At 72.0% G+C, this 12,873-nt stretch carries 13 protein-coding genes; 10 read left to right on the top strand and 3 right to left on the bottom strand.

The genetic code is table 11. The features are described 5' to 3' along the window. From CFK38_RS14220 to miaB, 4 genes are all read left to right on the top strand, one after another. Positions 1 to 225, top strand: a complete 225-nt coding sequence (locus CFK38_RS14220) for a DUF3046 domain-containing protein (RefSeq protein ID WP_096803657.1) — start codon at positions 1 to 3, stop codon at positions 223 to 225. A 227-nt stretch (positions 226 to 452) separates the two neighbouring features. Beyond that, positions 453 to 1,592 carry a recombinase RecA gene (gene recA, locus CFK38_RS14215; protein ID WP_096803656.1) on the top strand — a complete coding sequence of 380 codons (1,140 nt, stop codon included), beginning with the start codon at positions 453 to 455 and terminating at the stop codon, positions 1,590 to 1,592. Between the two features lie 3 nt (positions 1,593 to 1,595). Then, the gene (locus tag CFK38_RS14210; protein ID WP_096803655.1) at positions 1,596 to 2,288 is read left to right on the top strand and encodes a regulatory protein RecX; all 693 of its coding nucleotides are present in this window, start codon (positions 1,596 to 1,598) and stop codon (positions 2,286 to 2,288) included. A gap of 21 nt (positions 2,289 to 2,309) precedes the next feature. Then, positions 2,310 to 3,911 carry a tRNA (N6-isopentenyl adenosine(37)-C2)-methylthiotransferase MiaB gene (gene miaB, locus CFK38_RS14205; RefSeq protein ID WP_096803654.1) on the top strand — a complete coding sequence of 534 codons (1,602 nt, stop codon included), beginning with the start codon at positions 2,310 to 2,312 and terminating at the stop codon, positions 3,909 to 3,911. Between the two features lie 106 nt (positions 3,912 to 4,017). On the opposite strand, the gene CFK38_RS14200 is transcribed toward miaB, so the two are convergent. Beyond that, the gene (locus CFK38_RS14200) at positions 4,018 to 4,509 is read right to left on the bottom strand and encodes a YbjN domain-containing protein (RefSeq protein WP_245851087.1); all 492 of its coding nucleotides are present in this window, start codon (positions 4,507 to 4,509) and stop codon (positions 4,018 to 4,020) included. Positions 4,510 to 4,678: 169 nt separating this feature from the next. Here CFK38_RS14200 and miaA point away from each other — a divergent pair, with 169 nt between their 5' ends. Together miaA and dapF are read left to right on the top strand one after the other, a co-directional pair. Beyond that, a complete protein-coding gene (gene miaA, locus CFK38_RS14195) occupies positions 4,679 to 5,659 on the top strand; it encodes a tRNA (adenosine(37)-N6)-dimethylallyltransferase MiaA (protein ID WP_096803653.1) in 981 nt (326 codons plus the stop codon). Between the two features lie 10 nt (positions 5,660 to 5,669). Continuing rightward, on the top strand, positions 5,670 to 6,518 hold the full coding sequence (gene dapF, locus CFK38_RS14190) for a diaminopimelate epimerase (protein ID WP_096803652.1): 849 nt from the start codon (positions 5,670 to 5,672) through the stop codon (positions 6,516 to 6,518). 32 nt (positions 6,519 to 6,550) lie between these two features. Here dapF and CFK38_RS14185 read toward each other — a convergent pair whose 3' ends face one another. Then, positions 6,551 to 7,165, bottom strand: a complete 615-nt coding sequence (locus tag CFK38_RS14185) for a class I SAM-dependent methyltransferase (RefSeq protein ID WP_096803651.1) — start codon at positions 7,163 to 7,165, stop codon at positions 6,551 to 6,553. A gap of 154 nt (positions 7,166 to 7,319) precedes the next feature. Here CFK38_RS14185 and hflX point away from each other — a divergent pair, with 154 nt between their 5' ends. Both hflX and CFK38_RS14175 read left to right on the top strand, forming a co-directional pair. Further along, a complete protein-coding gene (hflX, locus tag CFK38_RS14180; RefSeq protein ID WP_096803650.1) occupies positions 7,320 to 8,870 on the top strand; it encodes a GTPase HflX in 1,551 nt (516 codons plus the stop codon). A 35-nt stretch (positions 8,871 to 8,905) separates the two neighbouring features. Continuing rightward, the gene (locus CFK38_RS14175) at positions 8,906 to 10,927 is read left to right on the top strand and encodes an ATP-dependent DNA helicase (RefSeq protein ID WP_096803649.1); all 2,022 of its coding nucleotides are present in this window, start codon (positions 8,906 to 8,908) and stop codon (positions 10,925 to 10,927) included. Between the two features lie 54 nt (positions 10,928 to 10,981). On the opposite strand, the gene lexA is transcribed toward CFK38_RS14175, so the two are convergent. Then, entirely contained in the window at positions 10,982 to 11,686 is a 705-nt protein-coding gene (gene lexA / locus CFK38_RS14170) for a transcriptional repressor LexA (RefSeq protein ID WP_096803648.1), read from the bottom strand. A gap of 169 nt (positions 11,687 to 11,855) precedes the next feature. On the opposite strand from lexA, the gene CFK38_RS14165 reads away from it, so the two are divergent. Beyond that, a complete protein-coding gene (locus CFK38_RS14165) occupies positions 11,856 to 12,248 on the top strand; it encodes a LysM peptidoglycan-binding domain-containing protein (protein ID WP_096803647.1) in 393 nt (130 codons plus the stop codon). A 28-nt stretch (positions 12,249 to 12,276) separates the two neighbouring features. Further along, positions 12,277 to 12,759, top strand: coding sequence for a transcriptional regulator NrdR (gene nrdR / locus CFK38_RS14160; protein ID WP_096803646.1), 483 nt, complete (start codon positions 12,277 to 12,279; stop codon positions 12,757 to 12,759). Positions 12,760 to 12,873: the final 114 nt, after the last annotated feature.

Below are 12,873 nucleotides of genomic sequence, written 5' to 3'. Positions count from 1 at the left end.
GTGCGGCGCAGCGAGTTCTCGGAGCTGGCCGACCACGTGTTCGGCCCTGCCCTCGCCCGCGCCTATACGCACGACCTCGTGCTCGAGGAGATCGGCGGCCTGAGTGCCGCGGAGGCCCTCGAGCACGGGGTCGCCGTGCGTGCGGTGTGGACTGCGCTGTGCGAGGCGATGGAGGTCCCGGAGTCCGCGCGCTGGGAGATCCCCGCGCAGCAGCGGCGCCGCTGAGACCGCAGCGCGCGACACGCCGAGATCTCCCTCGTGTTCGAACGCCTGTTCGGTAGGATGTCCCCTGACGGTCCCTCCAGCACCACCTCCACGTACCGATCTCCCCTCCCCATCGCCCCGCTGTCCACAGCGCGGCGGGGACGACGGCGAATGTCGGGGTCGGCGCCTAGTGTGGCCGCACTGGTCACCCGCGTCGGCACTCCCGGCCCTCAGGAAGGAACAAGCACATGGCTGCACCGAAGTCCGCGTCCAAGCCCCCGGTCTCGAAATCGACCGAGAAGAACCGCAGCTCCTCGCTCGACAACGCCCTCGCGCAGATCGACCGCCAGTTCGGCAAGGGCTCGATCATGCGCCTGGGTGACGACACCCGGCCGCCCGTCGAGGTCATCCCCACAGGCTCGGTCTCGCTGGACGCCGCGCTCGGCATCGGCGGGCTGCCCCGTGGCCGCATCGTCGAGATCTACGGCCCGGAATCCTCCGGCAAGACCACGCTCGCCCTGCACGCGGTGGCCAACGCCCAGCGCAACGGCGGCATCGCCGCGTTCATCGACGCCGAGCACGCGATGGATCCGGAGTACGCGAAGAAGCTCGGCGTGGACACCGACGCGCTGCTGGTCTCCCAGCCGGACACCGGTGAGCAGGCCCTGGAGATCACGGACATGCTGATCCGCTCCGGCGCGCTGGACGTCGTGGTCATCGACTCGGTCGCAGCCCTGGTGCCGAAGGCGGAGATCGAGGGCGAGATGGGCGACTCCCACGTCGGCCTGCAGGCCCGCCTCATGTCCCAGGCGCTGCGCAAGCTCACCGGTGCGCTCTCCGCCTCGGGCACCACCGCGATCTTCATCAACCAGCTGCGCGAGAAGATCGGTGTGTTCTTCGGCAGCCCCGAGACCACCACCGGCGGCAAGGCCCTGAAGTTCTACGCCTCCGTGCGCATGGACATCCGCCGCATCGAGACGCTGAAGGCCGGTGCCGACTCCGTCGGCAACCGCACCCGCGTCAAGGTGGTGAAGAACAAGATGGCCCCGCCCTTCAAGCAGGCCGAGTTCGACATCCTCTACGGAGAGGGCATCTCCCGCGAGGGCGGCCTGCTGGACCTCGGCGTCGAGCACGGCGTGGTGCGCAAGTCCGGTGCCTGGTTCACCTACGAAGGGGACCAGCTGGGACAGGGCAAGGAGAACTCCCGCCAGTTCCTCAAGGACAACCCGGATCTGGCTGCCGAGATCGAGGAGAAGATCCTGCGCACCCTCGGTGTGGGCAAGTACGCGGCCGAGCCGGAGGCCCCGGAGGCCTCGGAGGCTCCGGAGGTCGCGGCGCCGCTCGGCGAGGACGAGTTCCTCGACGAGGACGTTCCCCTCACCATCTGAGTGATGTCCCCGTCTCCCCGCGCCGGCGGCGCCGACGACCAGCCGGTCGTCCCCGCCGCCGGCGTCCCCGTGCCCGGCTCGCCCTCGGACAGCGCCGCCTCCGGGGATGTCGCCGCGCGCCTCGCCGACCGCACCCGGCAGATCCTCGAGGCGCCTCGGCCGGCCCCGGACCCGGAGCGGGCCGCGCAGGAGAAGGCCGTGGTCCACGAGTGTCGGTACCTGATGCGGCTGCTCGCCTCGCGGCGCCGGTCGGCCGGGGAGATGCGGGAACGGCTCCGGCAGCGCGAGGTGCCCGGCGCGATCGCCCACGAGGCGATGGCCCGCATCGACCGGGCAGGCCTGATCGACGACGAGGCCTTCGCCCGGGACTGGGTGCAGCAGCGTCGTGACCTGCGGGCCCTCGGCGACGCGGCACTGCGCCGAGAGCTCGAGACGAAGCAGGTCGATGCGCAGTGGATCGATGGCGCCCTGGGCAGCGGCGACACGGACGAGGAGCGGCGCTGCCGGGACCTGGTGCGCTCCCGTATCGGGCACCGCGACCGGGAGCAGCTCCGCAGCGAACGTGACGGCACCCACCGTCGGCGACTCTCACGGCGCCTGGACGCGCTGCTGACCCGCAAGGGATACCCGGGCTCCCTCGCCGTCCACGTGATCTCCGGCGAACTGCGCACCGCCGCGGAGGTGTCGACGGGCTGAGCGCCGTAAACTCGCCTCACTATGTCCTTCAGCTCGCTCGCCCCGCACCCGGCGCCGGATTCCCCCATCGACGGCGCCGCTCCCCGACCCCGCGGCACCTACCAGGTGCGCACCTTCGGCTGCCAGATGAACGTCCACGATTCCGAGCGCCTCACCGGCATGCTCGAGGACTCCGGCTACGTCGCCGCTCCCGCGGAGTCCGACGCCCGCCGGGGCGAGGTCGACGTCATCGTGTTCAACACCTGTGCGGTGCGGGAGAACGCGGCCAAGAAGCTGTACGGCACCCTCGGCTCTCTGCGGCCCGGCAAGGACGCCAATCCCGGCATGCAGATCGCCGTCGGCGGCTGCCTCGCCCAGAAGGACCGGGACACCATCGTCGAGCGCGCACCCTGGGTGGACGTCGTCTTCGGCACCCACAACCTCGGCTCGCTCCCGGTGCTGCTGGACCGCTCGCGGCACAACGCCGAGGCCCAGGTCGAGATCCTGGAATCCCTCGAGGTGTTCCCCTCCACCCTGCCCACCCGGCGCGACTCCGCCTACGCCGCCTGGGTCTCCATCTCGGTGGGCTGCAACAACACCTGCACCTTCTGCATCGTGCCCTCGCTGCGAGGCAAGGAGAAGGACCGCCGTCCCGGGGAGGTCCTCGCCGAGGTGCGGGACGTCGTCGACTCCGGGGCCCTCGAGGTCACACTGCTGGGGCAGAACGTGAACTCCTACGGTGTGGAGTTCGGGGACCGCGGCGCCTTCGCGAAGCTGCTGCGGGCCTGCGGTGAGATCGACGGCCTGGAGCGGGTGCGCTTCACCTCCCCGCACCCGGCGATGTTCACCGACGATGTCATCGACGCGATGGCGGAGACCCCGAACGTGATGCCGCAGCTGCACATGCCGCTGCAGTCAGGCAGCGACGACGTGCTGCGCCGGATGAAGCGCTCCTACCGGTCCCGAAAGTTCCTGGGCATCCTGGACCGGGTCCGGGAGCGGATCCCGGAGGCGGCGATCACCACCGACATCATCGTCGGCTTCCCGGGGGAGACCGAGGACGACTTCCAGCGGACGCTCGAGGTCGTCGAGGCCTCCCGCTTCGCCAGCGCCTTCACCTTCCAGTACTCGATCCGGCCCGGCACCCCGGCGGCGACGATGGAGGGCCAGCTGCCCAAGGAGATCGTGCAGGAGCGCTTCGAGCGCCTGACCGCGCTCCAGGACCGCATCACCCATGAGGAGAACCTCGCCCTCGAGGGCAGGGCGGTCGAGATCCTGGTCGCCGAGGGGGAGGGCACGCGGGATGCGCGCACCGACCGCCTCTCGGGCCGGGCCCGCGACCACCGACTGGTCCATTTCTCGCTGCCCGAGGGGATCACCGGGACGGAGCGCCCGCGCCCCGGCGACCTGGTGACGGCAACCGTCACCCATGCCGCCCCGCACTACCTGATCGCCGACAGCGCGCTGGAGCCGGCCGGTGCGGGCCGCCCCGGCGGTGAACGCTTCTCGGTGCGGCGCACCCGCTCCGGCGATGCCTGGGAGGCGGGCGAGCCGGGGCCGGACGTCGGCGGCTCCTGCGGCACCGGCGGCGCAGGGACCGGCGGACCGATCACGCTGGGGATGCCGGGGCTGCGTCCGCGCTGAACCGGGACCTCCCGCAGAGCTCTGCGGCCCCACCTCCGGGACGAGGCGGGGCTGCCGGGCGGGGCAGTCGGGGTCGAGCCGGGCACGGGGTCCCGGTCGCGGGTCCTCAGCTGTCGAGATCGTCCAGCTCCGCGCCGAGGCGCTCCTCGAGGCTGTGGAAGAAGGCGATCACGGTGCTCAGCCCGCAGGTGATCGCATTGTCGATCTGGGAATCCAGCGCACCGGCGCGGTAATCCGCGGCGAGCTCGCCGTAGACGCCCAGCAGCCCCTCGGATTCGCGGCGCACGTAGACCTTCGGCCAGATCCGGTTCATGTTCCACTCGTTGCAGAGCTTGACCATCTCGACCTTGCGGGAGACATCCACCGAGTGGCTCCAGCGGCCGCGGGTCTGGAGCACGCCGTGCTCGTCGCCGGAGATCATGAACTGGAAGCGGTAGTCGTCGAAACGAGCGCGCAGGATCTCCGGGTGCTCCTCGTCCTCGACGAAGGCGTAGCCATGCCGCGTGAGGCTCTCCTCGACCCTCGACAGGGACAGAGGGGCCAACTCGTCGGCCGAGTCCTTGCCCAGCTGAACAGGGGACTCGTTCGGTGCAGTCACTTCCCACCTCGGGCGTTCGGTACAGGGGTCCATGGCGATCCGAGGGCTCGGATCGCCGATCACCCTACTCCCTCGGCCTCGGAACGGCCGCCGCGGCCGTCGTGATCCCGCTGACGCTCCGCCGGCCGGGCCGATCCGCGCCGGCGGGGACGCCGCTACCATGCCTGCCATGGACGCCCCCGCCGCACCGCCCGCCGCCGCCGCGACGGGCGCGACCGTGCCGCTGGTGGCGGTGGTGGGCGCGACCGCCACCGGCAAGTCCGACCTCGCGATCGATCTGGCCGAACGACTGGGCGGCGAGGTCGTCAACGCCGACGCACTGCAGCTGTACCGGGGGATGGACATCGGCACCGCCAAGGTCACCGCGCAGGAGCGTCGCGGCATCGCCCACCACCTGCTGGACGTGCTGGAGGTGACCGAGGAGGCGAGCGTCTCCGCCTTCCAGCGGGACGCCCGCGCCGCGGTGGCCGGGATCCGCTCCCGGGGCCGGGTCCCGATCCTGGTGGGCGGCTCCGGGCTGTACGTCCGCGCCGCCCTCGACGAGATCGAGTTCCCGCCGACGGACCCCGAGGTCCGCGCCCGCCTCGAGGAGCGGGCCCAGAGGGAGGGCGCCGAGGCCCTGCACCGACAGCTCAGGGACACCGACCCCGAGGCCGCACGCACCATCGGGTCCCACGACACCCGCCGCATCGTGCGCGCGCTCGAGGTGGGGGAGCTCACCGGGCGCCCCTTCACGGCCTTCCTTCCCCGACCCCACCACCACGACCCCTCCACGGTGCAGCTGGGACTGCGCCTGGACCGTCCGCTGCTGCACGAGCGGATCCGGGCGCGCGTGCACCGGATGGTCGAGCAGGGCCTGCTCGAGGAGATCCGCACCCTGCGGGCGCGGGGTCTGGACGAGGGGCGCACCGCGCGCCGGGCGATCGGCTACGAGCAGGGGCTCGCGGTGCTCGACGGCACCCTGAGCTGTGAGCAGGCGATCGAGGACACGATCGCCGGCACCCGGCGCCTGGTGCGCAAGCAGGACACCTGGTTCCGCCGCGACCAGAGGGTCCGCTGGCTCCCGGCCGACGCCGGTGCGGGGCTCGTCGAGCGGGCGCTGGCGCAGATCGCGGCCGCGGCCGCGATGAGCAGCGCGCCCCCGTCGTAGGCTCGGTGCCATGAGCGAGCGCATCGACTTCACCAAGGGGCACGGCACCGAGAACGACTTCGTGGTGCTGGATGACCCCGAGGGCCTCCTCACGCTCGACGCGGCCGCCGTCGCCGGGCTCACCGATCGCCGCGCCGGCATCGGCGGGGACGGCGTGATCCGCGCAGTCCGCTCCCGCAGCGCCGGGATCGATGCCCCACCCGACGCCCCGGAGTGGTTCATGGACTACCGCAACGCCGACGGTTCGATCGCCGAGATGTGCGGCAACGGGGTGCGGGTGCTCGCCGCGCACCTCCAGCGCGCGGGACACGTCGCCGACGCGCGCTTCGCGATCCTCACCCGTGCCGGAGTGCGCACCGTCGAGATCCTCGATCGCCCCACCAGCCCGGGCCGGCCGTGGAGCGTCCGCGTGGGCATGGGCGCCTCCCGCAGCACGCCCGAGGCCCGTCTCGTCGAGATCGCCGGGCAGCGCCTGCCCGCGACGGATGTCGACATGGGCAACCCCCATGCCGTCGCCTTCCTCCCGGAGGGGATCGTGCTGGAGCAGCTCGACCTGACCCGGCGCCCGGCCCTGGACCCCGAACCCGCCGACGGGGCGAACATCGAGCTGGTCAGCGAGCGAGGTCCCCGGCACGTGGCGATGCGGGTGCACGAGCGCGGGGTGGGGGAGACCCGCTCCTGCGGGACCGGGGTGGCCGCTGTCGCGGTCGCTGCGGCGCGGCGCGCCGGGGACGATTCGCGCGCGCCGTGGACCGTCGACGTGCCGGGCGGGAGGCTGCAGGTGGGCTGGTCCGCGGAGGGGGAGGTGCTGCTCACCGGGCCGGCCCAGCTGGTGGCGGACGGGACCACCCTGGTATGAGCACCCGCTGACCGGGGCCGGGGCGCGGGCATTCAGCCGGCGGGCCCGACCTCGATCACCCGGAACCCCTTCGCGCTGGCGACCTTCGCGACCGGACGGTCGGGCAGCTGCTCGCCGAGCCAGCGGGCCAGCGGATCGGCTCCCAGGTTCCTGCCGACCACGAGCGCCGCGGTGCCCTGTGGGGCCAGTCGCGCGGTCCACTCCTGCAGCAGTGCATGCAGTGCCTCCTTCCCGATGCGGATCGGTGGGTTCGACCAGATCGCCTCCGGTGCGAGAGTCTCCGGCACCTCCTGCGGCGCGAGGACCCGCACATTGGTCAGCCCCGCTCGCCGGGCGTTCTCCGCCGTGAGCTCCCGTGCACGTTCGCTGACGTCGACCGCCCACACCTGCGAGCCCGGATGCAGCAGCGCGGCGGTCAGGGCGATCGGACCCCAGCCGCAGCCGAGGTCCACGATCGTCGCCCCGGGCGGCGGGACGGTGATCTCGTCGAGACGGTCCAGCAGCACCGCGGTGGCCTTGTCCAGGCCGCGTCCGCTGAACACGGAGGCGCTCGAGACCAGGTCGAGGTCACGACCGGCCAGGCGCACCCGCAACGGGAAGCGGCGGTCGTCGGTCGCGGGGGAGGGGGTGAAGTAGTGCTCGTCCACCCGAGCAGGATACGGAGCCCGCGGGCGCTCCGGGGCCGGCGCGGCCATCGCGTGAGTGCGCTCCGCTCCGCCCAGCGCAAAATCCCTCGACCCCCGGGCCGGGACGTGGGATTCTGGAGACCTTCGTATCCCCCACCCGAGGAGTGCCCCGACCGTGCCCATCGCTTTCCATCCCGAACCCGCCTCCGACGCCGACGTCGACGGGACCAGCGCGGAAGGAACCGGGGCCGTGGAGCACTCGAGCAGTGCGGACCGACCCGCACCTGCCCGCGACCCGCTGACCGCACGGATCCTCGCCCGCGGCGACGCCTCCCTCGCGGCGGCCACCTACGGCTCCGAGGCCGACGGCGAGCAGTACGACCTGGCCGACCGGCAGGCGCTGCGACGTGTCGCGGGTCTGTCCACCGAGCTCGAGGACGTCACCGAGGTCGAGTACCGCCAGCTCCGCCTGGAGCGCGTGGTCCTCGCCGGTCTGTTCACGTCCGGCAATGCCGAGCAGGCCGAGACCAGCCTGCTCGAGCTCGCCGCACTGGCGGAGACGGCCGGCTCCGAGGTGCTCGACGGGGTCCTGCAGCGCCGTGCGCATCCGGACCCGGCGACCTTCCTCGGCAAGGGCAAGGCCGCAGAGCTCGCCGAGATGGTCGCCGCCAGCGGTGCGGACACCGTGATCGCCGATGGCGAGCTGGCACCCGGCCAGCGCCGCGCCCTCGAGGACATCGTCAAGGTCAAGGTCATCGACCGCACCGCGCTGATCCTGGACATCTTCGCCCAGCATGCGAAGTCCCGCGAGGGCAAGGCGCAGGTGGAGCTCGCTCAGCTCGAATACCTGCTGCCGCGACTGCGCGGCTGGGGCGAGTCGATGTCGCGTCAGGCCGGTGGCCAGGTGGGCGGCGCCGGCGCCGGCATGGGGTCGCGCGGACCGGGCGAGACGAAGATCGAGCTGGACCGTCGGCGGATCCGCGACCGCATGGCCAAGCTGCGCCGCGAGATCTCCGCGATGGCCCCGGGCCGCGACGCCCAGCGTGCGGACCGCAAGCGCCACAAGATCCCGGCCGTCGCGATCGCGGGCTACACCAACGCGGGGAAGTCCTCCGTGCTGAACCGGCTCACCGGTGCCGGGGTGCTGGTCGAGAACGCGCTGTTCGCGACCCTGGACCCGACCGTGCGGCGCTCGAGCACGCCGGACGGCCGGGAGTTCACCTACGCGGACACCGTCGGCTTCGTGCGACACCTGCCCACGCAGCTGGTCGAGGCCTTCCGCTCCACCCTCGAGGAGGTCGGGGACTCCGACCTGCTGCTGCACGTGGTCGATGTCTCCCATCCCGATCCGGAGGGTCAGATCACCGCGGTGCGCACGGTGCTCGGCGAGCTCGAGGGCTTCGACGTGCCCGAGATCGTGGTGCTGAACAAGGCCGACCTCGCCGAGCCCGAGACCATCGCCAGGATCCGGAGCCAGGTCGAGGAGAGCGTCGTGGTCTCCGCACGCACCGGCCTGGGGCTCCAGGAGCTGCGCGATCTGATCGCCGAGCGGCTGCCCCGTCCCGCCGTCGAGGTGGACCTGGTGGTGCCCTACTCCCGCGGGGACCTGATCTCCCGGGTCCACACCACCGGCGAGGTGCTCGCCGAGGAGCACCTGATGGAGGGCACGCACCTCCGTGCCCGGGTGGACGAGGCCCTCGCCGCCGAGCTGCGCAGCGCGTCCTGAGCGGTGCGCGGCCGCGGCGCGGATACCCTGAGCGGATGACCGCTCCGTCCACCCACCCCGTCGCTCCCACGGCGGGGGACATCCCGCTGTCCACCCTGATGGATGCTGCGGTGACGGCGATCGGCGGGGCCTCCCGCGAGGGCCAGCAGACGATGGCGGAGGCAGTGGACCTGGCCATGTCCGGAGGTCGGCACCTGCTGGTGCAGGCCGGCACCGGCACCGGCAAGTCGCTCGCCTATCTCGTCCCGGCCATGCGCCACGCCCTGGTCAGCGGCCGACCGGTGGTCGTCTCCACCGCCACCATCGCGCTGCAGACCCAGATCGTCCGCAAGGATCTGCCGCGTCTGGTCGAGGCGCTCGCCCCGCATCTGCCCCGCACCCCCACCTTCGCGCTCCTCAAGGGCCGGGCGAACTACCTGTGCAAGCACAAGATCGCCGGCGGCTACCCGGTCGATATCGAACCCGGCGCGCTGTTCGCGGAGGCCTCGGCGGATCCTGCGCGCGGTGGTGGGGAGCGGCTGGGGCAGCAGGTGCGACGCCTGCGCGAATGGGCCGAGGAGACCGACAGCGGAGATCGCGACTCCCTCGAGGACGCCGTCTCCGACCGCGCATGGCGCCAGGTCTCGGTCACCGGCACCCAGTGCATCGGCAGCAGCTGTCCGATGGTGGAGGACTGCTTCGCCGAACGCAGCCGGGAACTGGCCCGGGAGGTCGACGTGGTGGTGACCAATCATGCGCTGCTCGCCATCGACGCCTTCGACAACCACGGCATCATCCCCGACCACGACGTGGTCGTCTTCGACGAGGCTCACGACCTTTCCACCCGTGTCACCAGCGCCGTCACCGATGTGCTGACGCCGGGCATGCTGCGTGGCACCGTCCGCGACCTCCGCGGGCTCGGCGTGGCCGGGACCGCTCTGGAGGACGCCTCCGAGGAGCTGCGCGAGTCCCTCGAGCTCGCTCCCGACGGGCGGGTCATCGGCGAGCTGCCCGAGCGTCTCGACGACGCGGTCACCCAGCTGCGGGTCGAGGCGCGCACGGCGCACTCCGAGGCGAAGGACGCCGGCGACGACACCTCCGCGGGGGCCCGCAAGACCGTCCGGGCGAACCTGCAGGAGATCATCGACGTCTGCGAACGGCTCGCCTCTCCGGGCGAGGATGACGTGGTCTCGATCTCGCATTCCCCGGCCACGGGACGCTCCAGCATCCAGGTCGCGCCGCTCAGCGTCGCGGCGGCCATGCGCGGGGCGATCCTCGAGGAGCGCACCGCGGTGCTCACCTCCGCGACCCTCGCGCTCGGCGGCCGCTTCGAGCCGGCGGCCGGGGAGGTGGGCCTGGCCCGCCGGGATCGGGTCGCCGAGGACGAGCTGCCGCCGCGGGCGGAGACGAGCGCATGGGCCGGGCTCGATGTGGGCAGCCCCTTCGAGTACCGGCGCCAGGGCATCCTCTACACCGCGCGGCATCTGCCGCAGCCGGGCCGGGACGGGCCCTCCCCGGCGATGCTGGATCACCTCACCGAGCTGGTGGAGGCTTCCCGGGGCGGAGCGCTGTGCCTGTTCTCCTCACGCCGCGGCGCGGAGCTCGCGGCCGAGCACGTGCGCGCCCGGTTGGATCTGACGATCGCCGTACAGGGCGAGGACTCGATGGCGAATCTGGTGCGGACCTTCCGCGAGGACGAGGACGCGAGCCTCTTCGGCACCCTCACCCTGTGGCAGGGCGTGGACGTCTCGGGACGGTCGCTGCGGCTGGTCACCATCGACCGGATCCCGTTCCCCCGCCCGGATGATCCGTTGACCGCGGCGCGGCAGGAGCGGATCGGGCGCCATGGCGGCAACGGTTTCATGACGATCTCGGCACAGCACGCCGCACTGCTGCTCGCCCAGGGTGCCGGGCGCCTGATCCGCTCCGACGAGGATCGCGGCATGGTCGCGGTGCTGGATCCGCGCCTGGCGACGGCGCGCTACGGGAGCTTCCTGCGGGAGTCGATGCCGCCGCTGTGGCCGACCGCGGACCCGGAGATCGCCCTGGCGGCGCTGCGCCGTCTCGCGGACGGCTGACCTCGCGGACGACGGAGCGCTGGGCCACTCCGTCCGGAGGGCGGCCAGGGCTGCTCAGACCGCCCGCAGCACCGCCACGACCTTGCCGAGGATCTCGGCGTGATCGCCGAGGATCGGGGCGAAGGCCGGGTTGTGGGGCATCAGCCAGACGTGGTCGTCGCGCTGCACGAAGGTCTTCACCGTCGCCTCGCCGTCGATCATCGCGGCCACGATCTCGCCCTTCTCCGCGGTGCTCTGCGACCGCACGACCACCCAGTCGCCGTCGCAGATGGCGGCGTCGATCATCGAGTCCCCGACCACCTGGAGCAGGAACAGGTCACCGTCACCCACCAGTCGTTGGGGGAGGGTGAAGACGTCCTCGACGTGCTCCTCGGCAGTGATCGGGACTCCGGCGGCGATCCGTCCCACCAGGGGGACGGCCACGGAGTTCGGGATGATCTCGGGCTCCGGCGCGGAGGACGGCGGAGCCGGGGCGTCGTCCGCGTCGGGCATCACCACCTCCATCGCACGCGGTCGCTTGGGGTCGCGACGCAGGAACCCCTTGCGCTCGAGCGACTGCAGCTGATGGGCGACCGATGAGGAGGAGGTCAGCCCGACCGCGTCACCGATCTCGCGCATGGTGGGCGGGTAGCCGTGCGCGGCCACCGCCTCGTTGATCGTCTCCAGGATCAGCCGCTGACGACGCGTGAGGCCCGCGGTGCGCTCATCCGCCGGAGCGTCGTCGCGCAGCGGGATCGGCTGGGGGGTGCTCGGCGTCATCGTGCGGCCTCCTGGCGTCGTCTGTCGGACCCGTGCGGTTCCGTTGTCCTGTCACCCAGGGTAGAGCGGTGCACCCCGGAAGCCAAACATGTGTTCGAGGTTTCTGTTGCGTGTCGCGAGCTGCCCGGGTTACAGTCGCACAGACATTCGATCGAACAGGAGTTCGGATATGCGTACCGATATCGCCACGGTCCTTCCCATCCCGTCGCGGGTCACGTCTCGTCACGACGTCGCTCCTCGAGCGCGCGTTCGACTCGAGCCGACCCGTCGCGGGCGCCTGCTGATCACCGCGCTCGCCTTCGTCCTCGGCCTGCTCGTCGCCGGTGCCGTGCTGCTGTCGGTGGACCTGCCCGCACTGGCGGGCACCGAAAGCGAGCAGCCCGTGACGATCACCGTCGAGGCCGGCGACACCCTGTGGGGCTTCGCCGAGCAGTACGCGCCGGAGGGCGTGAGCGCACAGGAGTTCATCACCGAGGTGCGCGTGCACAACCAGCTGCCCACCGGCCGCGTCACGGCCGGTCAGGAGATCGAGCTGCCGTTCCTGGAGGATGCGGCCCGCTGAGCCGGTCGGGGGCCGGTATTCTGGGCGGATGCACTGCCCGTTCTGCCGCCATCCCGACTCCCGCGTCGTCGACTCCCGCACGTCCGACGACGGCGCGACGATCCGTCGTCGGCGACAGTGCCCCCACTGCTCCCGACGCTTCTCGACGTCGGAGACCGCCTCCCTCTCCGTGCTCAAGCGCTCCGGGGTCAGCGAGCCGTTCAGCCGAGCCAAGGTGATCTCCGGGGTGCGCAAGGCCTGTCAGGGGCGTCCCGTCAGCGATGACCAGCTGGCGATGCTCGCCCAGCGGGTGGAGGAGAGCATCCGCTCCAGCGGCCTCGCGGAGATCGCCGGCGATCAGGTCGGCCTCTCGATCCTGCAGCCGCTCCAGGAGCTCGACCTGGTCGCCTATCTGCGCTTCGCGAGCGTCTACCGGGGCTTCGAATCGCTCGAGGACTTCGAGGCGGCGATCGCACGGCTGCGCGCGGAGATGCCGCAGGACGGGGACCCGGCAGCGGAGTCGAGCGTCTGAGGCCGTCCGCCACAGCGCGGGACGTGTCCGATGGCACGTGATGCGGGCGGAATCTTGCCACATCTCGGATGCGGTGCGGGGGCACCGGCGGATGTGCATAAGATATGCCTCGTG

This window comes from Brachybacterium vulturis, assembly GCF_002407185.1.
Lineage (GTDB): Bacteria > Actinomycetota > Actinomycetes > Actinomycetales > Dermabacteraceae > Brachybacterium > Brachybacterium vulturis.
The sequence above is the reverse complement of the archived record's forward strand: the minus strand, read 5'-3'. Positions and strand labels throughout refer to the sequence as shown.